Below are 21,679 nucleotides of genomic sequence, written 5' to 3'. Positions count from 1 at the left end.
GCCCCGCTCGTGCGGCGGGCCGGGAACCCCGGCCCGCCGCGCCAGGACCAGACCTCGTCGTCCCGGAACAGACAGACCAAGGAAGAGATGACTACCCAGGCTTCCGCGCCGCCCAGCACCAAGTCGCAGGCGCTCCGCTCGTACGATGTCGCCGACTTCCCGGCCCTCACCGGCCTGGAGGAGGAGTGGCGGTTCACCCCGCTCAAGCGCCTGCGCGGCCTGGTGGGCGGCGACCTGGCCGCGACCGGCACGGTCCGGCACGAGTACGGCGAGCTGCCCTCCGGCGTCACCGTGACGCGCATCGCGAAGGACGATCCGCGGGTGGGCAGCGTGCTCACTCCGGTGGACCGGGTAAGCGCGCTGGCCTACGGCGGTGCCGCGGACGCGCTGCTGGTGCAGGTCGCCCCGGACGCCGTGGTGGACGCGCCGGTGCGCCTGCGGGTGGTCGGTGACGGCGCCGACGGGGTGGCCCTCGGGCACACCTTCGTCGAGGTGGGGCGCTTCGCCGAGGTGACAGTGGTGGTGGAGCACCTCGGCTCGGCCACGCTCGCCGACAACGTCGAGGTCTCCGTCGCCGACGGCGCGAAGCTCAACCTGGTCACGGTTGCCGACTGGGCGGCCGACGCGGTGCAGGCCCAGCACCTGAAGGTGAAGCTGGGCCGGGACGCCACGGTGTCGCACATCCAGGTCAGCCTCGGCGGCGACCTGGTCCGGCAGAACACCAGCGTGGAATACACCGGCCGGGGCGGCGAGGCCGAGCTGTACGGCGTCTACTTCGCCGACGGCGGCCAGCACCTGGAGCACCGGCAGCTGGTCGACCACAACGTGCCGGACTGCCGCAGCTACGTCGGCTACCGCGGCGCCCTGCAGGGCGACGACGCGCACACGGTCTGGGTCGGCGACGTGCTGATCCGGGCCGAGGCGACCGGCACCGACACGTACGAGATCAACCGGAACCTGCTGCTCTCCGACGGCGCCCGGGCCGACTCGGTGCCCAACCTGGAGATCGAGACCGGCGAGATCGCCGGCGCCGGCCACGCCAGCGCCACCGGCCGCTTCGACGACGAGCAGCTGTTCTACCTGATGGCCCGGGGTATCCCGGAGGGCGAGGCGCGCCGGCTGGTGGTCCGTGGCTTCTTCGCCGAGCTGATCAACAAGATCCCGGTCGAGGAGCTGCGCGAGCGGCTCGGCGACGCGATCGAGGCCCGGCTGGCGAAGGCCGGCGCCTGATGATCCGGATCTGCGCGACCGACGACGTGCCGAAGGGCACCGCGATCAGCGCCGACGTGGACGGCACCCGGCTCGCGATCGTGCACGGCGACGACGACGTCTTCTACGCCGTGTACGACGAGTGCTCGCACGCCGCCGTGGCGCTGTCCGAGGGCGAGGTCGAGGGCTGCACGCTGGAGTGCTGGCTGCACGGCTCCCGCTTCGACCTGCGTACCGGCGAGCCCACCGGGCTGCCCGCCACCGAACCCGTACCCGTCTATCCCGTCGAAGTCCGCGACGGTGAGGTCTACGTCAGCATGACGCCGAGCAATGGAGTGACCCCCTGATGAGCACCCTGGAGATCCGCGACCTGAAGGTGTCGGTCAAGCTGCCCGAGGGTGAGCTCAAGCCGATCCTGCACGGGGTCGACCTGACCGTGCGGTCCGGTGAGACCCACGCGATCATGGGCCCGAACGGCTCCGGCAAGTCGACGCTGGCCTACTCGATCGCCGGCCACCCGAAGTACGAGATCACCGGCGGCTCGGTGACCCTCGACGGCGAGGACGTGCTGGCCATGTCCGTCGACGAGCGGGCCCGCGCCGGCCTCTTCCTGGCCATGCAGTACCCGGTCGAGGTCCCCGGCGTGTCGGTGGCCAACTTCCTGCGTACCGCCAAGACCGCCATCGACGGCGAGGCGCCGAAGCTGCGCACCTGGGGCGGCGAGCTGCGCGGCGCCATGGAGCGCCTGCAGATGGACCCGGCGTTCGCCCAGCGCAACGTCAACGAGGGCTTCTCCGGTGGTGAGAAGAAGCGGCACGAGATCGTGCAGCTTGAGCTGCTCAAGCCGAAGATGGCCATCCTCGACGAGACCGACTCCGGCCTCGACGTGGACGCGCTGCGCGTGGTCAGCGAGGGCGTCAACCGGGTCCGCGACAACGGCGACACCGGCCTGCTGCTGATCACCCACTACACCCGGATCCTGCGCTACATCAAGCCCGACTTCGTGCACGTCTTCGTCGCCGGCCGGATCGTCGAGCAGGGCGGCCGCGAGCTGGCCGACAAGCTCGAGGAAGAGGGCTACGAGCGGTACGCGGCCGGGGCCGGTTCGGCCCGGGCCTGAGAGCGAGCCTGAGATGACCTCCATCGCGATCCCGGCGGGCATGCCGCAGTACGGCGACGTGCCGCGCTTCGACGTGGCGCGGGTGCGGGCCGACTTCCCGATCCTGGACCGGGAGGTCAACGGGCACCCGCTGGTCTACCTCGACAGCGCCAACACCTCGCACAAGCCGCGCCAGGTGCTCGACGTGCTGCACGAGCACTACGCGCGGCACAACGCCAACGTGTCGCGCTCGGTGCACACCCTGGGCACCGAGGCGACCGAGGCGTACGAGGGCGCCCGGGCGAAGATCGCCGGGTTCGTCAACGCGCCGAGCGTGGACGAGGTGGTGTTCACCAAGAACTCCACCGAGGCGATCAACGTCGTGGCGTACGCGTTCTCCAACGCATCGCTGCGCGCGGACGCCGACCCGCGGTTCCGGCTCGGGCCCGGCGACGAGATCGTGATCTCCGAGATGGAGCACCACTCGAACATCGTGCCGTGGCAGCTGCTCGCGGAGCGCACCGGCGCGACCCTGCGCTGGTTCCCGGTCACCGAGCAGGGCCGGCTGGACGAGTCGGGCCTGGACGACCTGGTCACCGAGCGGACCAAGATCGTCTCGTTGGTGCACGTCTCCAACATCCTGGGCACCGTCAACGCCACCTCGCGGATCACCGAGCGGGTCCGCCAGGTGGGGGCGCTGCTGCTGCTCGACTGCTCCCAGTCGGTGCCGCACATGCCGATCGACGTGGTCGACCTCGACGCCGACTTCATCGTCTTCACCGGCCACAAGATGTGCGGCCCGACCGGCATCGGCGTGCTCTGGGGCCGGGGCGAGCTGCTCGCCGCGATGCCCCCGGTGCTCGGCGGCGGGTCGATGATCGAGACGGTGACCATGGCGCGGACGACGTTCGCCGCCCCGCCGGCCCGGTTCGAGGCGGGCACCCCGCCGATCGCCGAGGCGGTGGCGCTCGGCGCGGCCGTGGACTACCTCTCCGGCGTGGGGATGCCGGCGATCCAGTGGCACGAGAAGGAGCTGACGGCGTACGCGCTGGACGCCCTGGCCACCGTGCCCGGTCTGCGGATCTTCGGCCCGACCGTGCCGGTCGGCCGGGGCGGGACGATCTCCTTCGCCCTCGGCGACGTGCACCCGCACGACGTCGGGCAGGTGCTCGACTCGCTCGGCGTGCAGGTGCGCGTCGGCCACCACTGCGCCAAGCCGGTGTGCGCCCGGTTCGGCGTACCGGCCATGACCCGGGCGTCGTTCTACCTGTACACCACCACCGAGGAGATCGACGCCCTGGTGGCGGGCCTGGAGCGGACGCGGAAGGTGTTCGACTGATGCAGCTTGAGTCGCTCTACCAGGAGATCATCCTGGATCACTACAAGCACCCGCACGGTCGCGGCCTGCGTGCCGCCGAGGATCCGGCCGACCAGGTCGCCGAGGCGCACCACGTCAACCCGACCTGCGGCGACGAGGTCACCGTCCGGGTGGCCACCGACGGCGCGGTGCTGCACGACGTCTCCTACGACGGGATGGGCTGCTCGATCAGCCAGGCGTCGGCGAGCGTGCTGCACGAGCTGCTGCGCGGCCGGGACGCCGGTGCGGCGTTCGCCGTGCACGAGGCGTTCGTCGAGTTGATGTCCGGCCGTGGCCAGGTCACGCCGGACGAGGACGTACTCGGTGACGGGGTGGCGTTCGCGGGTGTCGCCCGCTACCCGGCCCGGGTCAAGTGCGCGCTGCTGCCGTGGATGGCGTTCAAGGACGCCGCGGCACGCGCCGGTGTGGGCGTGAGCCCGGAGGTGAAGGCATGAGCGAGAACACCGCTACCGAAGCGACGTCGGAGACCGGCGACGCCGTGACCCCGGTGGCCGGCGGCGACGCCGCCACCGCGCCGGCGGGCGCCAGCAAGGCCATGATCGCCGACATCGAGGAGGCGATGAAGGACGTCGTCGACCCGGAGCTCGGCATCAACGTGGTCGACCTGGGCCTGGTGTACGGCGTGCACGTCGGCGACGACAACGTGGCCACGCTGGACATGACGCTGACCTCGGCGGCCTGCCCGCTGACCGACGTGATCGAGGACCAGGCCCGGCAGGCGCTGACCACCGGTCCGGGTGGCGGGCTGGTCGACGACATCCGGATCAACTGGGTCTGGCTGCCCCCGTGGGGGCCGGACAAGATCACCGACGAGGGGCGCGACCAGCTCCGCTCACTCGGCTTCAACGTCTGACCCGGCGTCTTCCGGTCGCTCGTCGAGCGCGGCACCCCTGGCGGGTGCCGCGCTCGACGCGTCTACCTCGGATCCCGGGCGGGCAGCCAGGGCGTGAGCAGGGTCTGATCAGCGACGGACAGTGTCACCTGGTCACGTTCAGCGGCGCTCAGCGGCAGCGCCCGCAACCGGGCACCCCACTCCGGCGCGCGTTCCTCCTCGTCCAGCGCGACCGACAGCTCGATCAGCGCGGCGAGCGCCAGCGCCTGCTCGACGGGCGACGCCGCCTCGCCGCGCCGGCGCAGCCCGGAGTCGAGCGCGCGGAAGGCGGCCCGGTCGTCGTTCTTGAACTCCCGCAGGATCCGGGCGTTGTCGAGCACCCGGGCCAGCCCCGCCAGTTCCTTCGCGCCGCCGTACTCGATGTTCGGTTCGTTCCGCTGGATGAAGACGATGATGTTGCCGGAAGGATCGGTGACGGTGAAGCGGGAGGCGCCGGGCCGCAGCCGGCCGATCCGGGGCCGTCCCTTGGCGAGCACCCTGCCGTACCCGCGGCGCATCGCCTCGGCGAACGCCGCATGGTACGGGGCGACCGCGTCGACCATCACCAGAGCGCCACCGGTCTTCTCCGCCGATGGGTCCACCCCGTCCGGCGCGGCGCGGTAGTTCAGCTCGAATCCGCTCCACCGGAAGGCCAACCACAGGTACGGCCTGGTCTGTTCCCAGGTCACCGCGAAGTCGAGTGCCCGCCAGAACGCCAGGGTCTCCTCCGGCGACGTGCAGTGCAGCAGCGGCACGACGGTCTCGTTGGGTTGCACGCGTTCCTTGGTCATCGGCACCTCGGTCGTCGGCAGGCTGGTCGGACTGTCCCGTCAGTCTGTCCAGTCGCGGGCCGGGACGGTCTTGCCGAAGGCGACAGAGATCCCGGTCCGAGCGTGGCGGGTCCGTGCGTTCTCCGGACGAGCGGAACCTGATCTGCGCGGCGGGAAATCGGTGGTGGGGGTGCGGCGGCGGGGGCAGGATGAGCGGGTGATCGAGGCGTACCCGGTGCAGGTCCCTGTCCGCGCGGCCACCGCCGCGCGTCGACAGCGCGTCCCGTCCCGGCCCGTCTCGACCCGTCACCCGTCGTCGTGACGGCGTTCCTCGCCGGGCTGGTGGCCGGCTACGGCGTCGCCATCCCGGTCGGCGCGATCGCGATCCTCATTCTCGGGCTCAGCGCCCGTACCTCGTTCCGGGTCGGCGCGGCGGCGGCCCTCGGTGTGGCCACCGCTGACGGTCTCTACGCCGCCGTGGCGGCCCTCGGCGGCGCGGCGGTGGCCGGTCTGATCGCCCCGTACGCCGGTCCGTTGCGGCTGGTCGCGGCGGCGGTGCTGCTGGGGCTGGCCGGACACGGCGCGTGGCGTGCCCTACGCCCGCCCGCCGCGACCGGTGCCCGGCCGGTCCGGCGCGGGCTGGGCACCCCGGCCCGGGCGTACTGGGCGATCCTCGCCCTGACCCTGCTCAATCCGGCCACCGTGGTCTACTTCGCGGCGCTGGTGCTGGGGCGGGGCCACCCGGGCGGTGCCGATCCGGTGGCCGCCGGGCTGTTCGTGCTCGGCGCCTTCGCGGCCTCGGCGAGTTGGCAGTTGCTGATCGCCGGGGGCGGCACGCTGGTCGGTCGGGCCCTCACCGGTACGCGCGGCCGGCTGATCACCGCGCTGGTGTCCAGCGCGATCATCGCCGCGCTCGCCATCGCCGTGCTGGTCGGCTGACGCCCGCCGCCCGCCGCCCCGGGCGGCGCCGCCCGCCCGCCCGCCCGATCCCGCCCGCGCCCGCACCCGCCCGCCCGGTCGCGCGCGCCCGCATCCGCCCGCCCGCCGCCCGCCCGGGGTCGCCGATGCGACCACAGTGGAGGCCGCAAGTGTGACAGCCACATGACGGTTGATCTTCAGGAGTGTTACGGCGGCATCGGCCGAAACGGCAGGTCCGGGCATCGATCGCATCGGTCTTCCTGCATCTCCGACCACCTGTGATCGGCCGTCGGGGCGGTCGCTCCCGCGTGCGCCGCCCCCGGCGACGGCCGGCGGTCACCCGGTGGGCGGGCCCGGCCGACGTTCCGTCCACAGTCGCCTCATCCTTCCGGCTGATGTCGGGATCCGTTCGTCCGCCTAGGTTCCTGACCAATCCGTGGATCAGCCGTGCCCGCCCCGCCCACCCCCCCGCGAGGTCGGACGCGTCCACCACCCCTCAGCGAGCAGGGAGACGCCTTGAGGAAAATCCTGACGCGCCCGCCGCGCGACCGCGCCCCCGGCGGCCGGCCCCGGCGGCGGATCGTCACCCTACTGGTCACCGCCCTGGTGGCGACGGCCCTGCCGGCGCTGGCGGCGCCCCCGGCGGCCGGTGCCGCCCCGCCCGCCGACAGCGGCCCGTGGCGCAAGGTGGACGGCAAGCCGGCGCCCACCAAGGGCGGCAAGAAGGCCACCGTCAAGGCGAAGCGGCTGGCCGCGTTCACCCTGGACCGCAGCGGCCTGAAGAGCAGCCTCGACCGGGCGCCGCGCGAGCGCGTGAAGGCCGCCGCCCCGCAGCGGCAGATCGTGTCGCTGCCCGCCCCCGACGGCACCCTCCAGCGCTTCGAACTGGTCAACTCCCCGGTGATGGAGGCCGGTCTCGCGGCGAAGCATCCCGAGATCACCACGTACGCGGGCAAGGGTGTGGACGACCCCACCGCGACCGTCCGGGCGGACCTCACCCCGCTGGGCTTCCACGCCTCGGTCCGCTCGGCGGCCGGGAACTGGTACGTCGACCCCTACTACCACCTCGACCAGAGCCTCTACGCGAGCTACTTCGCCCGGGACCTGGAGAACCCGCACGGCACGTTCGTCGAGCGGGAGGACGTCACCGACGCGGCCCACGCGCTGGCCGACGAGGTCGCCGGGGCGCAGGCCGAGGTGCCGGCCGGTCCGCTGGTCAAGCTGCGCACCTACCGGGTCGCCCTGGTGACCGACCCGTCGTACGCCACCTTCTTCGGCGCGGAGAACGTCACCGCCGCCAAGGTGACGCTGATGAACCGGGTGACCCAGATCTACGAGGACGAGACCGCCATCCGGCTCGTGCTGATCAACGACACCGACAAGACCAACCTGAACACCCCGGCCCTGGCCACCGAGCCGAACGGCCCGTGCGGCGCGGCGGCCTGCTTCACCCCGCAGCAGCTCACCTCGTGCGGCAGCAGCACGCTCAGCCGCAACCGGATCGTGCTCGGTCAGCTCGTCGGCGCCAGCAACTACGACGTCGGCCACATCGGACTCGGTGTCAACGGCGGTGGCGTGGCCAGCCTCGGCGTGATCGGCGGCAACAGCAAGGCGCAGGGCTGCACCGGCCTGCCCACCCCGATCGGTGACTTCTACGCGGTGGACTACGTGTCGCACGAGATGGGCCACCAGTTCGCCGGCAACCACACCTTCAACGGCACCCAGTACAACTGCTCCGGCGGCAACCGCAGCGCGGCCAACTCGTACGAGCCGGGCAGCGGCTCGTCGATCATGGCGTACGCGGGCATCTGCCAGCAGGACAACCTCCAGCCGCACAGCGACCCGTACTGGTCGCACCGCAGCTACACCGAGATCACCAACTACGTGACCTCGGTCCGGCCGGCCATCAACGAGGTGCAGACCGTCTCGCTGCGCGACTTCGACACCGACGGCGACTCGTTCACCGTGCGCTGGGCGGGCGCCGACTCGGCACCGATCGTGCGGGGCGCCAACTACACCACCGCCGGCATCAAGGCGGCCATCGAGGGGATCGCCGGCTGGCCGGCCGGCGCGACGGTCACCGTCGCCGCCTTCGGTGGCAGCGGCACCCTCGCCGACACCGGCTTCCAGGTCACCTTCGGCGGCACCCTGGCCACGACGAACGTCGACGCGCTCGGGCTGACCAACCTCTCCGGCGCGGCCGGCTTCGTCGGCGAGACCGCCAAGGGCGGCGCCATCGACAACGGCGGCCACCTGGTCGAGGAAACCGCCAACCACGCCCCGGTGGTCACCGTGCCGGACACCGTCACCATCCCGGTGCGTACGCCGTTCGCGCTGACCGGTGCCGCCACCGACGCCGACGGCGACCCGCTCACCTACCTGTGGGAGCAGAACGACCGGGGCGCCGCCGCCGGCACCGCCCTGGTCAACAACACCAAGACCAACGGCCCGCTGTTCCGGGTGTTCAGCGAGGCGGCGTACGTGTCGCCGACCGACACCCTGAAGTACCACTCGCCGGGCCTGAACGCGGTGGGCACCGACTCGACCCGGGTCTTCCCGGACCTGCGGCAGATCCTGGCCGGCAACACGAACGCGAAGACGGGCGCCTGCCCGGCCGCGCCGGCGCCGCCGCCCACCGGTGGCGCGTCGAACGTGCCGGCCGAGCTGGTGGACTGCTACTCCGAGTTCCTGCCCACCCGCGACTGGGTCGGCTTCACCAACGACCGGACCCTGCACTTCAAGCTGACCGCCCGGGACGGGCGGCTCGGCGGCGGCGGCCTCGGCAGCGCCGACGTCGCGGTGGTGCTGGCGCCGGACGCCGGGCCGTTCCTGGTCACCTCGCAGGGCTCCGCGGCCGTGCTGGACGGCGGCTCGACCCAGACGGTGACCTGGGACGTGGCCGGCACCGACGCGGCGCCGGTCAACACCGCCGAGGTGAAGATCTCGCTCTCCGCGGACGGCGGGCTGACCTTCCCGTACGTGCTGGCCGAGCGGACCGCGAACACCGGCAGCGCCACGGTGACCGTGCCCAACGTGGCGACCAGCCGGGCCCGGATCAAGATCGAGGCGGTCGGCAACGTCTTCTTCGACGTCAACGATGCCGACCTCACCATCCGCTCCGCCCCCGTCGTCGCCAACGACGCGCCGGCCGGCGGCGCCCGCGTCCAGTACAGCGACGCGCTCGCGCCGACCGTCACCGTCACCGCGACCGACGGCGACACCGCCGGGGCGGCGCTGACCGCGTCCGCCGCGGGGCTGCCGGCCGGCCTGTCCCTGGCCGTGGCGGGCACCTCCGCGGCGGACGCCCGCCCCGGCAGCCGGAGCTGGACGGTCACCGGCACCACCACGGCGGCTCCGGGCGACTACCCGGTCACCGTGACGGTGTCCGACGACGCCGGCCTGACCGGCAGCACCTCGTTCACCGTCACGGTCACCGCCGAGGACGCGGCGGCGACCTGGGCCGGTGACACGCTGGTGACCACCGGCGCCGCCGCCGGCACGGCCCTGCTGCGGGCCGTGGTCCGGGACAGCTCGGTGCTGCCCGGGGCGACGGACACCACCGCCGGTGACGTCCGCAACGCCACCGTCACCTTCTCCGAGGGCGGCGTGCCGCTCTGCACCGCGGCGGTGGAACCGCTCGGCGCGGCCACCACGAGTGGCTCCGCGGCGTGCACGGCCAGCCTGCCGGCGGGCGCGCACACCGTCACCGCCACGGTCGGCGGGTACTACACCGGCGCCACCAGCGCCCAGGTGACGGTCGGGGTCTCCGACGGCGGCTTCCTCACCGGTGACGGCGAGTTCACCGCCACCCGCTCCGCCGGGGCGTACCCGGCCGACGCGAGGTCGAAGGTGGCGGTGGACCTGACCGCGAAGCCGGCCACGGCCGGCAAGGCCGCCTCGGGTGACGCGACCGTCGCCTTCCGCTCCGGCGGCCGGGCGTACACGGTCAGGGCCAGCACGGTCGACGGGCTCGGCATCACCTCGGCGGGCAGGACCGCCCAGGTGCGCTACCGGGCCAGCCTGTACGACAGCACCGGCAAGCTGGTCGCCGGTGACCTGACGCTGGCGGTGACGGTCACCGACCGGGGCGCTCCCGGCCGGACCGACACCGTCGGGGTCACCCTGTGGCAGGGCGGCGCCCTCCTCTTCTCGTCCGACTGGACGGGTGGCGGGACCGCCGAGGTCACCCTGACGAGCGGCAACCTCACCGTCCACTGACGGCGTGGCTGATCCGGGAGGGCACCCGCTCCGGGTGCCCTCCCGGATCGCTGTTCAGCTCACCCTGAATCGTGGAAGTAGTGGCCTCGACGCGCGTCGGAGGCCACCCGATCCCGGAAACAGCACGATCTACGAGGGGAGCGGGACTGATGCTTCGTCAATGGCTGGCGGAGATGGGCAGGCTTGTGGTGGCGATGGTCGTGGTTGTCCCGGTGGTGACCTTCGTGTTCCGCTCCGATGACCTGGCGAGCTACTGGAGCCAGGCCAAGACCGCTGCGGTCGTTCTGGTGGCGGCCGGGATCTTCCGTTTCGTGCAACTTCGCCGCGAGGCGCGGCGCGCCGCCGGGCGGGACGACGCCCCAACCTGACGGCGGAGCACCCCGGCTCGCGGCCCCGGAGGACCGTTGGCCCCGAGGTGCGGCGAATGGGGTGGTCGTCGCCGGAGGACAGCCCCAGCTCCCGCATGTCGGTCACCGGTGACGGCCGGCGCGCCGGTGCCCCCGCTGCGGGTGTCGTACGGTCGTGGCATGAGCAGCAGACCCGCGGCCGGCGGCGGGCGGTGGGTCGAGATCGGCCCGGAGCGCACGGCCCGCTGGGTGGCCGGCTTCACCGACCGGCACGGCCCGCCCACCATCACCGCCCAGCCGTACGGCCTGCTGCTCGCCGCCCCGGACGGCGCGACGGCCGAGCTGCACGCCCCGCCGGGCGCCCCGGCCGGCGCGGACCTGACCGCCTTTGTGGCGGCGGCCACCGCGCCCCGCCGGATCGGCCTGCTGCTGGCCCGCAAGGGCGCGGTGGCGATCGGCGTGGCGGCGGGGGAGGAGCTGACCGTCTCCAAGGTGGACACCCGGTACGTGCAGGGGCGCACCGCCGCGGGCGGCTGGTCGCAGCAGCGCTTCGCCCGGCGGCGCGACAACCAGGCGAAGGCGGCCCTGGGTGATGCCGCCGACCTGGCCGTACGCCTGCTGCTGCCGGAGGTGGCGACGCTGGCCGCGCTGGTCTGCGGCGGTGACCGGCGGGCGGTGGACACCGTGCTGGCCGACCGGCGGCTGGCCCCGCTCGTGGCGTTGCGCGCGGAGCGCCTGCTCGACGTGCCGGAACCCCGGCACGCGGTGCTGGTCGCGGCCGTCGCCGCCGCCCGGGCGGTCCACATCCTGGTCCGCTGAACGGGAAAGATCACCTAAAGCAGGTCAATCACCCTCGCCGACGACGCATCGAGCTGAACCGATGCTTAAGGTTGGTGCCGTGAAGTGGTGGGTCTCCGGGCGACCCGCCGGGGCAGCTTCGCCTCCGCCATTCAGGCACCGACATCGTTGGGAGAGAACAATTTCATGAGCGGACATCAGGACGGCCGGCTCCAGGCCCGGTGGCGCCGTGCGACCAGGCTTCTCGCCGCTGCGGCGGCCATCTGCGTCGGGAGTCTCGTGCTCACCGCCGCACTGACGACCGGCCCGGCGACCGCGGGCACCGCCGAGCGCGCCGCGCTCGCCGCCCCGGCGGTCACCAGCGTCACCGCGGGCGGCGCACACACGTGCGCGATCAACGCCGACGGTGGGCTGTGGTGCTGGGGCTCGAACTACGCCGGGCAGCTCGGTGATGGGACCACCACGAACCGGAGCACCCCGGCTCGGGTCGGCACCGCTACCTGGACCGGTGTCGACGCCGGCTCCGGGCACACCTGTGCGGTCCGGACGGACGGGACGCTGTGGTGCTGGGGTGGGAACTTCCGGGGCCAGCTCGGCGACGGCAGCACCACGAGCCGGAGCACGCCGGTGCAGGTCGGCACCGCCACCACCTGGGCCAGGGTCAGCGCCGGCCCGGAGCACACCTGCGCCGTACGGACCGACGGCACCCTCTGGTGTTGGGGCTTCAACCGGACCGCGCAGTTGGGCGTCGGCAGCTCGCCGTGGGTGGCGAGCACCCCGCTCCAGGTCGGCACGGCGACCAACTGGGCGAGCGTCTCGACCGGCTTCGGGCACACCTGCGGGGTCCGCACGGACGGCACGCTGTGGTGCTGGGGTCTCAGCTCGGACGGTCAGCTCGGTCTCGGCTTCCTGGGCTCGCAGACGACGCCGGCGCAGGTCGGCACCGCGGCCACCTGGTCCGGTGTCACGGCCGGATACGCGCACAGCTGCGGGATCCGCTCCGGTGCCCTGTGGTGCTGGGGGGAGAACGGCTACGGGCAGTTGGGGGTGAGCGGCAACTACCAGACCGCGCCGGTGCAGGTCGGCACGACCACCAGCTGGAGCCGGATCGACGCGAGCGGCGACACGTCGTGCGCGGTGCGCACCGACGGCAGCCTGTGGTGCTGGGGCAAGAACGCCTTCGGGCAGGTGGGGGACGGCACCACCACCCACCGGTCCGCGCCGACCCGGGTCGGCACCGCCACCACCTGGAGCGGCGGGCTCGCGGTCAGCGACCACGGCTGTGCGATCCGCACCGACGGCAGCCTGTGGTGCTGGGGCGACAACAGCGGTGGGCAGTTGGGTGACGGCACGACCACCGGCCGGCCCACTCCGGCCCAGGTGACCTTCCCGGCCTGACCGGTCGGGTCACCAGAACGGGCCGCCGGACCGCGCCGCCGCAGGACTGGGCGGTGCGGGCCGGCGGCCCGGGTGCTGAGCGCTCGCGCCTACTGGCTGGTGCCGAAGGTGTCGCAGGACTTGGGGCTGCCGCTCTCGTAGCCCTTGGTGAACCACTGCTTGCGCTGCTCGGACGAGCCGTGGGTGAACTCCTCCGGGTTGACCGGGCGGTTGGCCCGCTTGGAGATGGCGTCGTCGCCGATCTTCTCCGCGGTGTCGATCGCCTGCTGGATGTCCTGCTCGGTGATGCTCTTGAAGATCTTCACGCCCACCTCGTCGGCGGTGCCGGTGGCGTTCTTGGCCCAGGCGCCGGCGTAGCAGTCGGCCTGCAGCTCCAGCTTGACCGAGAGCGCGTTGGCGTTGTTGGGGTCGCGCTGCTGCTGGCGGCGCATCTGCGCCTCGGTGCCGAGCAGGTCCTGCACGTGGTGGCCGTACTCGTGGGCCAGCACGTACGGCTGGGCGAACTCGCCCTCGGCGCCGAGCTGCTCGGCGAGCACCTGGTAGAAGGTCAGGTCGATGTAGACCTTGTCGTCGGCGGGGCAGTAGAACGGGCCGACGCCGGAGTCGGCGTTACCGCAGCCGGTGTTGACGGCCTGGCTGAAGAAAATGGTCTTCGACGGCTGGTACCGCTCGCCGAAGACCTCCGGCATGGCCTTGTTCCAGTACGCCTGGATCGAGTTGATGTAGGCCGTGTTGCGGCAGTCCAGCTGCTGGAGCGCGTCCGACTGGTCGCACTTCTCCTTCAGTGCCGTGTTGTCGCCGGCCGCGTCGCCGCCGTCGTTCATCGCGTTCAGCCCGAAGCCGCCGCCGACGAGCGCCACCAGCACGGCGATGATGATGCCCACGATCCCGCCCCGGCCGCCGCCGATGGGGATCGGGATGCCCATCCCGCCGCCGCCTCCGGACCCTCGCCGGTCCTCCACCTGGCTGGTGTCGATCCGCGCGTTCTCGTTCAGCTCCATGTTGACCCCGATCACCGAAAAATCACTTTTGGGGGTTGCGGTGCCGGACCGGGTCCGGACGGCAATTCGGATACCCGATGATCTTGTCAGGTAATCCGGATCGGTCGCCGGGGCGGCCCCGGTACACTTGTCCCGTGCTGCGCTGCGAAGGCTGAACGGCCCCGCGCCGACGGGAAGTGATGACCCGCCGGCGCTTTCGCGTGCCCTGAGTCAGCCCTTCCAGACCCCCCGAGAGCGAGTCCTCGAAATGATCACTGCCACCGGCCTCGAACTGCGCGCCGGTTCCCGGATCCTGCTGGCCGACACCACCCTGCGGGTGCAGCCGGGGGACCGGATCGGCCTGGTCGGCCGCAACGGCGCCGGCAAGACCACCACGCTGAAGGTGCTCGCCGGGGAGGGCCAGCCGTACGCCGGGCAGCTCGACCGGCGCAGCGCGATCGGCTACCTGCCGCAGGACCCGCGCACCGGTGACCTGGACGTCACCGGCCGGGACCGGGTGCTCTCCGCTCGCGGCCTGGACGTGCTGATGGCCCAGATGAAGGAGTTGGAGCACCGGCTCGCCGAGGACACCGACGAGAAGCTGGTCCGCCGCTACGGCGCGCTGGAGGACCAGTTCGCCGCGCTCGGCGGGTACGCCGCCGAGGCGGAGGCGGCCCGGATCTGCTCGAACCTGGGCCTGCCCGACCGGGCCCTCGGGCAGACCATCGGCACCCTCTCCGGCGGCCAGCGGCGCCGCATCGAGCTGGCCCGGATCCTGTTCCGCGACGCCGGCGAGAACGGCGGTGGCATCCTGCTGCTGGACGAGCCGACCAACCACCTGGACGCCGACTCGATCACCTGGCTGCGCGGCTTCCTGGCCAACCACAAGGGCGGGCTGATCGTGATCTCCCACGACGCCTCGCTGCTGGAGTCGGTGGTCAACAAGGTCTGGTTCCTGGACGCCACCCGGTCCGTGGTCGACGTCTACAACCTGGGCTGGAAGGCGTACCTGGAGGCGCGGGAGACCGATGAGCGGCGCCGTCGCCGGGAGCGGGCCAACGCCGAGAAGAAGGCCGGCGCGCTGATGGCCCAGGCCGACAAGATGCGGGCCAAGGCCACCAAGACGGTGGCCGCGCAGAACATGGCCCGCCGGGCCGAGCGGCTGCTCTCCGGCCTGGACGAGGTGCGGGTGTCCGACAAGGTGGCCAAGGTGCGCTTCCCCAACCCGGCCCCGTGCGGCAAGACCCCGCTGACCGCCACCGGCCTGTCCAAGTCGTACGGGTCGCTGGAGATCTTCACCGACGTGAACGTCGCGGTGGACCGGGGCTCCCGGGTGGCCATCCTCGGCCTCAACGGCGCCGGCAAGACCACCCTGCTGCGGATGCTCGGCGGACTCCTCGAACCCGACACCGGCGAGGTTCGCCCCGGCCACGGGCTGCGGCTCGGCTACTACGCCCAGGAGCACGAGACGCTGGACGTGGAGCGCACCATCCTGGAGCACATGCGCAGCGCCGCGGCGGACCAGACCGACACCGACCTGCGCAAGATCCTCGGCGCGTTCCTCTTCTCCGGCGAGGACGTGGACAAGCCGGCCGGCGTGCTCTCCGGCGGTGAGAAGACCCGGCTGGCGCTGGCCACCCTGGTCTGCTCCGGGGCGAACGTGCTGCTGCTCGACGAGCCGACGAACAACCTCGACCCGGTCAGCCGGGAGCAGGTGCTCGACGCGATCGCCCGCTATCCGGGCGCGATCGTGCTGGTCACCCACGACCCGGGCGCGGTGACCGCGCTCAAGCCCGACCGCGCCATCCTGCTGCCCGACGGCGACGAGGACGCCTGGTCCGACGACCTGCTCGAACTGGTCGAACTGGCCTGACCGCGCCCGGCGGCGCACCGCTTCCGTCGCGCCCGGCCCCGCACCGCATCCGTTGCGGTGGCGCGGGGCTCAGCCGGGCCGGCAGCCGTGATGCTCAGCCGGGCCGGCAGGTGCGATGCTCAGCCGAGCCGGGCGGCGAGGTGGGGCACCACGCCGGAGGTGAGCAGGATGGTGGCGCCGATGGCGATGAAGACGGCCGGGACCAGCCAGTGCCCCACCCGGCCGAGCAGGCCGACCACCCGGGGGTGGCCGCCGAGCAGGGCGGCGACCGCGCACCAGACGGCCACCAGCGCGGCGAAGACCAGCAGCCAGACCAGGCCGGTCGCCGGGTCGAGGGTGCGGAACACCGGCACGTAGACGGCGATGTTGTCGGCGCCGTTGGCGATGGTCACCCCGGCCACCCCGAGCAGGCTGCCGACCACGGCCGGCGGGCCGTCGTCGGTGGCGCGGGCGACCAGCGCCCGTACGCCGAGGGCGATCGGCAGCAGGCCGAGCAGGCCGGTCCACGGGTCGGGGACCACCAGCAGGCCGGCCGCCGCGACCACGGCGGCCCCGACCAGTGCGCCGATGCCGAGGTATTGGCCGGCAACGATGTCCCGGGGTCGGGGTCGGCCGGTTCCTCGGGCCGCCACGAACAGCATGGTGAGCACCACGACGTCGTCGAGGTTGGTGGCGGCGAAGACGAGGGCGGCACCGGCCGCGCTCGCCAGCAGGTCGGTCATCGGGGCAGCGTACGGCCCCGGTGGGCGGCCATGATCCGCCTGGTGGAGGCGCTCCGGCCGGTCGGCAGCGTCACTCTATCGGGAAGGTGACACTCCATAGCGTGTCGGTTGGCGAAGAGTTGATATCTGGCGCATGATCGTTCGAGGCGGTCTAATAGGTGGGACCGTATCCGAACCGCACAGTCTGGGACGTGAGGAATCAGCATGGCAGCCACCGGCACAGCCACCAGCACTGAGAAGGGTCGCCGGATCGTCGGGGCCGAGCGTCAGACGCTCGCCAAGGACCTGGTAAAGCGGTACACCGGGGGAGAGAGCATCCGCGCGCTCGCGGCCTCGACCGGACGATCCTACGGGTTCATCCACCGGGTGTTGACCGAGTCCGGGGTGCAGCTGCGTCAGCGCGGCGGTGCCCGGCGCCGGAAGAAGGCGTGACCCGCCGCCCAGCGTCGTCCATCAGCGTCGCACCTCGGGCGGTCCGGTGACCGCCGAGACGGCCGGGGTACGACTCGACTGCGACGGGCCGGTCGCGACGGTCACGTTGTGCCGGCCCGACGTGCTCAACGCTCAGACGCCGGCCATGTGGCAGGCGATGAGCGACTTCTCCCGGGACCTGCCGGGCGACGTCCGCGTGGTCGTCGTGCGCGGTGAGGGGCGGGCCTTCTCCGCCGGCCTCGACCTGTCGGTGGCCGGCGCCTCCGGGCCCGGCTCCTTCGCCGAGCTGGCCACCCTGCCCGAGTCGGAGTGCGCCGAGCGGATCGCCGCCTACCAGGGCGGTTTCACCTGGCTGCACCGCCCGGACGTCATCTCCGTCGCCGCCGTGCAGGGGCATGCCATCGGCGCCGGTTTCCAGCTCGCGCTGGCCTGCGACCTGCGGGTGCTGGCCACGGACGCGCGGCTGTCCATGGCCGAGGTGACCCTCGGGCTGGTGCCCGACCTCGCCGGCACCAAGCGCCTGGTGGAGCTGGTCGGCTACGCCCGCGCGCTGGAGATCTGCGCCACCGGCCGCCGGATGGACGCCGCCGAGGCGGACCGGATCGGCCTGGCCAGTCTCGTCGTGCCGAACGACGAGCTGGACGCGGCGGTGCGGGACCTGATCGCCGGCCTGCTCGCCGGCAACCGCGACGCGGTCGTCGAGATCAAGGCGCTGCTCGCCGGCGCGGCCGGCCGCTCCCACGCCGAGCAGCAGCGGGCCGAGCGCGAGGCGCAGACCCGCCGGATCCGGGACCTCGCCGGCCGGGGAGAATAACTCGTAAGGACCGTTCGGGAAGATCCGGGTTACGCGCGAGGTTGTCGTAGGGGGTCTGAAGAATTGACCCGACGGTCGCCGGCCGTCCGCGACCCCCGGAGGTGACAGTGTCCAGCCCGATGCACGGTGGCGGGATGGGTGGCTGGAGCATGCTCCGGTCCATGCGCGCCAAGGACGAGGTCAACGCCCACCAGCTCAAGCGCGGCACCGCCAAGCGGATCATCGCCTTCGCCCAGCCCTACCGGCGCGACATCGTGGTCTTCCTGGTCACGGTGGTGATCGCCGCGGTGATCGGGGTCGCCACGCCGGTCCTCGCCGGTGACGTGATCAACGCCATCAACCGGGGCGGCCCGGAGGCCCGGGCCACGATCGTCCGGCTGGCCCTGTTCATCGCCGCGCTGGCCGTCGCCGACGCGCTCTTCTCACTGGCCCAACGGTGGTATTCGGCGCGTATCGGCGAGGGGATCATCCTCGACCTGCGCACCAAGGTCTACGACCACGTCCAGCGGATGCCGCTGCAGTTCTTCACCCGGACCCAGACCGGCGCGCTGGTCAGCCGGCTCAACAACGACGTGCTGGGCGCCCAGCGGGCGTTCACCTCCACCCTGTCCGGGGTGGTCAGCAACGTCATCCAGCTGGTGCTCACCGCCGCCGTGATGTTCACCCTCTCCTGGCAGATCACCGCCCTCTCGCTGGTGCTGCTGCCGATCTTCATCATCCCGGCCCGCCGGGTCGGCCGGCGGCTCGCCGAGATCACCCGCGAGTCGTACAACCTCGACGCCAAGATGAACGCCACCATGACCGAGCGGTTCAACGTCTCCGGCGCGCTGCTGGTCAAGCTTTTCGGCTCGCCCGAGGTGGAGGCGGACCGGTTCGGCCGTCGGGCCGAGCGGGTCCGGGACATCGGCATCCAGTCCGCGATGTACTCGCGGACCTTCTTCGTGGCCATGCTGCTGGTCGCCTCGCTGGCCCAGGCGCTCACCTACGGGCTCGGCGGCTGGCTGGCGGTCACCGGTGCGGCCAGCGCCGGCACCGTGGTCACCCTGGCGCTGCTGCTCACCCGCCTGTACGGTCCGCTCACCGCGCTGTCCAACGTCCGGGTGGACGTGATGAGCGCGCTGGTCTCCTTCGACCGGGTCTTCGAGGTGCTCGACCTGCGCCCCGGCATCGAGGAGAAGCCGGCCGCGACGGCCGTGCCCCGGGGCAACGGCCGGATCGAGTTCCGCGACGTGCGGTTCCGCTACCCGAGCGCCGCCGAGGTGTCGCTGGCCTCCCTGGAGGAGGTCGCCACGCTGGACCGCACGGTGAACGAGCCGGTGCTCAAGGGCGTCTCGTTCGCGGTCGAGCCGGGGCAGATGGTGGCCCTGGTCGGCCCGTCCGGCGCCGGCAAGTCCACGCTGTCGATGCTGATCTCCCGGGTCTACGACGTCAGCGACGGGCAGGTGCTGGTCGGCGGGGTCGACGTGCGGGACGCCACGCTCGCCTCGCTGCGCGACGAGATCGGCGTGGTCACCCAGGATTCCCACCTGTTCCACGAGACCATCCGGGAGAACCTGCGCTACGCCAAGCCGGACGCCACCGACGACGAGATCTGGGCGGCGCTGGCCGGCGCGCAGGTGGCCGACCTGGTCCGCGCGCTGCCCGACGGGCTGGACACCACGGTCGGCGAGCGGGGCTACCGCTTCTCCGGCGGCGAGAAGCAGCGCATCGCCATCGCCCGGCTGCTGCTCAAGGCCCCGTCGATCGTGATCCTCGACGAGGCCACCGCACACCTGGATTCGGAGAGCGAGGCGGCGGTGCAGCGGGCGCTGTCGGTGGCGCTGACCGGGCGTACCGCGCTGGTGATCGCCCACCGGCTCTCCACCGTGCGCGACGCCGACCAGATCCTGGTCCTGGACGAGGGGCGGATCGTCGAGCGGGGCCGGCACGAGGAACTGGTCGCGGTGGGCGGGCTCTACGCCGAGCTGTACCGGACCCAGTTCGCCGTCGCCGACTCGCCCACCCCGTACGCCGAGCCGGAGCAGCCGGAGCCGGTGGTGACCACCGTGCCGCTGGGCACGTACGTGGCGCAGGAGGCGCTGCCGCCGGCCGCGGCGAACTGACCCGTCCGGGCCGCACGGACCTTCAACCCGGCCCACCGGACCCGACCCAGCGCCTCAGGGCGCGGCCGGCGGGGCTCCGGGCTCGGCCCGGACTGCGGCGTGCAGTTCGGCGAAGGCGGCGCCCAGCGTCTCCGGGGTGAAGTGGGCGTTCAGCCCGCTCGGGTTGGGCAGTACCCACACCCGCGAGCCGCCCAGCGGCTCCGGCTGCCGTCCGAACGTCGCCTTCGGCCGCAGGAAACCGATCCGGTACGCGGTCACCCCGACCACCGCCACCCAGCGGGGCCGGTACCGCTCGACCTTGCCGGCGAGGATCCGCACCCCGGCCACCAGCTCCGCCGCGGTCAACTCGTCGGCGCGGGCGCTGGCCCGGGCCACCACGTTGGTGATGCCCAGCCCGTAGCCGGGCAACAGGTCCTGCTCGCTGGGGTGCAGCAGCCGAGGGGTGAACCCGCCGAGGTGCAGGGCCGGCCAGAACCGGTTGCCGGGGCGGGCGAAGTGCCGGCCGGTCGCGGCCGACCACAGCCCCGGGTTGATGCCGACGAAGAGCACGTCCAGGCCGGGTGCGATGACGTCCGGCAGGGTCCGGTCCCCGGCGGCGGCGAGATCCTCCCGGGTGGGCCGCGGATACCGCGCCACCGGCAGCTCGCGCGGCGGGCCGCCCTCGGCGTCGCCGGGTCCGCGCCCGGGTCGGGGGGTGCCGGCCGCGCCACCCGCACGCCGGGGCGGTTCCACCGGTCCGCCAGCCGCACGCCGGGGCGGTTCGGCCGGTCCGCCACCGCCACGCCACGGCGGTTCCGCCGGTCCGGCACCGCTGGGCCGGGGTGGTTCCGCCGGCCCGGCACTCCCACGGCGGGGCGGTTCCATCGGTCCGGCACCGCCGCGCCGGCCGGCCTCGGGGCCGGTGCCGCCGCGACCCCGGCCGGGGGAGCGGCCGGCCGGTCCCGGCTCCCGGCCGGTCACAGGCCGCGCAGCAAGCCGCCGTCGACCGGCAGGGTGATGCCGGTCAGGTAGCTCGCCGCGGGTGAGAGCACGAACGCCGCGACCCGGCCGAACTCCGCCGGCTCGCCGATCCGGCGCAGCGGGATGGCGGCCTCCGCCTCGGCCCGCGCCCGGTCCGGGTCCCCGCCGGCGGCGAAGAGCGCCCGGTTGCGGTCGGTCAGGATCCGTCCGGGCAGCAGCCCCACCACCCGTACGCCGCGCGGGCCGTACTCGTCGGCGATGTCCTTGGCCACGCCGACCAGGCCGGGCCGCAGGCCGTTGGAGATGCCCAGCCCGGTCAGGGGACTGCGCGCCGAGGTGGAGAGCACCAGGCCGATCGCGCCGCCGTCGGTCAGCGCCGCGGCCACCGTACGGGCGGTGCGGACGCTGCCCAGGAAGATCGTCTCGAAGGACTCCCGCCACTGCTCGTCGGTGGCCTGCGCGGCGGTGCCGGCGGGTGGACCGCCGACCGACACGAGCGCGCCGTCGAGCCGGCCGAAGTGCTCGCGGGCGGCGGCGACCAGCCGACCCGGGGTCTGCGGGTCGGTCAGGTCGGCGGTCAGCCCGATCGCCCGCTCCGGGCCGCCCAGCGCCGTCACCGCCGCGGCGACCTGCTCGGGGGCGCGGGCCGAGAGCACCACCCGGGCGCCGTCGGCGACCAGGTGCTCGGCGGTGGCGAAGCCGAGGCCCTTCGAGGCGCCCGTCAGCACGTACACCCGGTCGGCGAGTCCGAGATCCATGTCGCCGATCCTGCCGTACGCCGGCGGGGCCT

The 21,679-nt window shown here is 73.0% G+C and carries 20 protein-coding genes; 15 read left to right on the top strand and 5 right to left on the bottom strand.

Translation table 11 applies throughout. The features are described 5' to 3' along the window. Positions 1–87: 87 nt before the first annotated feature. Genes sufD through K7640_RS12255 form a run of 6 tightly spaced genes read left to right on the top strand, consistent with a single transcriptional unit; the run spans position 88 to position 4,539 of the window. Positions 88–1,230 (top strand): Fe-S cluster assembly protein SufD, encoded by a 1,143-nt coding sequence (sufD, locus tag K7640_RS12280; protein WP_222954905.1) that lies wholly within the window; start codon positions 88–90, stop codon positions 1,228–1,230. Further along, positions 1,230–1,556, top strand: a complete 327-nt coding sequence (locus tag K7640_RS12275; RefSeq protein WP_222954904.1) for a non-heme iron oxygenase ferredoxin subunit — start codon at positions 1,230–1,232, stop codon at positions 1,554–1,556. The genes sufD and K7640_RS12275 overlap by 1 nt, the downstream gene beginning before the upstream one ends. After that, positions 1,556–2,329, top strand: a complete 774-nt coding sequence (gene sufC, locus K7640_RS12270; protein ID WP_222954903.1) for a Fe-S cluster assembly ATPase SufC — start codon at positions 1,556–1,558, stop codon at positions 2,327–2,329. The genes K7640_RS12275 and sufC overlap by 1 nt, the downstream gene beginning before the upstream one ends. A gap of 13 nt (positions 2,330–2,342) precedes the next feature. After that, positions 2,343–3,647: a cysteine desulfurase gene (locus K7640_RS12265; RefSeq protein ID WP_222954902.1), complete on the top strand. Its 1,305-nt coding sequence runs from the start codon at positions 2,343–2,345 to the stop codon at positions 3,645–3,647. Then, complete coding sequence (gene sufU, locus K7640_RS12260) at positions 3,647–4,120, top strand: Fe-S cluster assembly sulfur transfer protein SufU (RefSeq protein ID WP_222954901.1); 474 nt, start codon at positions 3,647–3,649, stop codon at positions 4,118–4,120. Before K7640_RS12265 ends, sufU begins: the two co-directional genes overlap by 1 nt. After that, positions 4,117–4,539, top strand: coding sequence for a metal-sulfur cluster assembly factor (locus tag K7640_RS12255; protein WP_222954900.1), 423 nt, complete (start codon positions 4,117–4,119; stop codon positions 4,537–4,539). The genes sufU and K7640_RS12255 overlap by 4 nt, the downstream gene beginning before the upstream one ends. A 62-nt stretch (positions 4,540–4,601) precedes the next feature. On the opposite strand, the gene K7640_RS12250 is transcribed toward K7640_RS12255, so the two are convergent. Continuing rightward, the gene (locus K7640_RS12250; protein WP_222954899.1) at positions 4,602–5,348 is read right to left on the bottom strand and encodes a glyoxalase; all 747 of its coding nucleotides are present in this window, start codon (positions 5,346–5,348) and stop codon (positions 4,602–4,604) included. Positions 5,349–5,645: 297 nt separating this feature from the next. On the opposite strand from K7640_RS12250, the gene K7640_RS12245 reads away from it, so the two are divergent. The 5 genes from K7640_RS12245 (at position 5,646) to K7640_RS12225 (ending at position 13,006) form a co-directional block, all read left to right on the top strand. Then, positions 5,646–6,266, top strand: coding sequence for a LysE family transporter (locus K7640_RS12245; protein WP_222954898.1), 621 nt, complete (start codon positions 5,646–5,648; stop codon positions 6,264–6,266). Positions 6,267–6,761: 495 nt separating this feature from the next. Next, positions 6,762–10,463: a M12 family metallo-peptidase gene (locus K7640_RS12240; protein ID WP_255608758.1), complete on the top strand. Its 3,702-nt coding sequence runs from the start codon at positions 6,762–6,764 to the stop codon at positions 10,461–10,463. Positions 10,464–10,612: 149 nt separating this feature from the next. Further along, a complete protein-coding gene (locus K7640_RS12235; protein WP_222954897.1) occupies positions 10,613–10,831 on the top strand; it encodes a hypothetical protein in 219 nt (72 codons plus the stop codon). A 159-nt stretch (positions 10,832–10,990) separates the two neighbouring features. After that, positions 10,991–11,629, top strand: a complete 639-nt coding sequence (locus K7640_RS12230; protein WP_255608757.1) for an acVLRF1 family peptidyl-tRNA hydrolase — start codon at positions 10,991–10,993, stop codon at positions 11,627–11,629. A gap of 165 nt (positions 11,630–11,794) precedes the next feature. Further along, positions 11,795–13,006, top strand: a complete 1,212-nt coding sequence (locus tag K7640_RS12225; RefSeq protein WP_222954896.1) for a hypothetical protein — start codon at positions 11,795–11,797, stop codon at positions 13,004–13,006. 89 nt (positions 13,007–13,095) lie between these two features. Here the strand turns inward: K7640_RS12225 and K7640_RS12220 are convergent, their stop codons facing one another. Next, a complete protein-coding gene (locus K7640_RS12220; RefSeq protein ID WP_222955112.1) occupies positions 13,096–14,007 on the bottom strand; it encodes a neutral zinc metallopeptidase in 912 nt (303 codons plus the stop codon). Positions 14,008–14,254: 247 nt separating this feature from the next. Here K7640_RS12220 and K7640_RS12215 point away from each other — a divergent pair, with 247 nt between their 5' ends. Beyond that, the gene (locus tag K7640_RS12215) at positions 14,255–15,859 is read left to right on the top strand and encodes an ABC-F family ATP-binding cassette domain-containing protein (RefSeq protein ID WP_222954895.1); all 1,605 of its coding nucleotides are present in this window, start codon (positions 14,255–14,257) and stop codon (positions 15,857–15,859) included. A gap of 119 nt (positions 15,860–15,978) precedes the next feature. On the opposite strand, the gene K7640_RS12210 is transcribed toward K7640_RS12215, so the two are convergent. Next, complete coding sequence (locus K7640_RS12210; protein WP_222954894.1) at positions 15,979–16,581, bottom strand: cadmium resistance transporter; 603 nt, start codon at positions 16,579–16,581, stop codon at positions 15,979–15,981. A gap of 204 nt (positions 16,582–16,785) precedes the next feature. Here K7640_RS12210 and K7640_RS12205 point away from each other — a divergent pair, with 204 nt between their 5' ends. The 3 genes from K7640_RS12205 to K7640_RS12195 all read left to right on the top strand — a co-directional run bounded on the left by K7640_RS12205 (position 16,786) and on the right by K7640_RS12195 (position 19,929). Further along, entirely contained in the window at positions 16,786–17,013 is a 228-nt protein-coding gene (locus K7640_RS12205) for a helix-turn-helix domain-containing protein (protein ID WP_007072022.1), read from the top strand. A gap of 46 nt (positions 17,014–17,059) precedes the next feature. After that, positions 17,060–17,827 carry an enoyl-CoA hydratase/isomerase family protein gene (locus K7640_RS12200; RefSeq protein WP_222954893.1) on the top strand — a complete coding sequence of 256 codons (768 nt, stop codon included), beginning with the start codon at positions 17,060–17,062 and terminating at the stop codon, positions 17,825–17,827. 119 nt (positions 17,828–17,946) lie between these two features. Next, on the top strand, positions 17,947–19,929 hold the full coding sequence (locus K7640_RS12195) for an ABC transporter ATP-binding protein (protein WP_222955111.1): 1,983 nt from the start codon (positions 17,947–17,949) through the stop codon (positions 19,927–19,929). 54 nt (positions 19,930–19,983) lie between these two features. On the opposite strand, the gene mug is transcribed toward K7640_RS12195, so the two are convergent. Together mug and K7640_RS12185 are read right to left on the bottom strand one after the other, a co-directional pair. Continuing rightward, positions 19,984–20,565, bottom strand: a complete 582-nt coding sequence (gene mug / locus K7640_RS12190) for a G/U mismatch-specific DNA glycosylase (RefSeq protein ID WP_308042529.1) — start codon at positions 20,563–20,565, stop codon at positions 19,984–19,986. A gap of 320 nt (positions 20,566–20,885) precedes the next feature. Further along, the gene (locus tag K7640_RS12185; protein ID WP_222954892.1) at positions 20,886–21,647 is read right to left on the bottom strand and encodes an SDR family oxidoreductase; all 762 of its coding nucleotides are present in this window, start codon (positions 21,645–21,647) and stop codon (positions 20,886–20,888) included. Between the last annotated feature and the right edge of the window lie 32 nt (positions 21,648–21,679).

Source organism: Micromonospora sp. PLK6-60 (assembly GCF_019890675.1).
Classification (GTDB): domain Bacteria; phylum Actinomycetota; class Actinomycetes; order Mycobacteriales; family Micromonosporaceae; genus Micromonospora.
The sequence above is the reverse complement of the archived record's forward strand: the minus strand, read 5'-3'. Positions and strand labels throughout refer to the sequence as shown.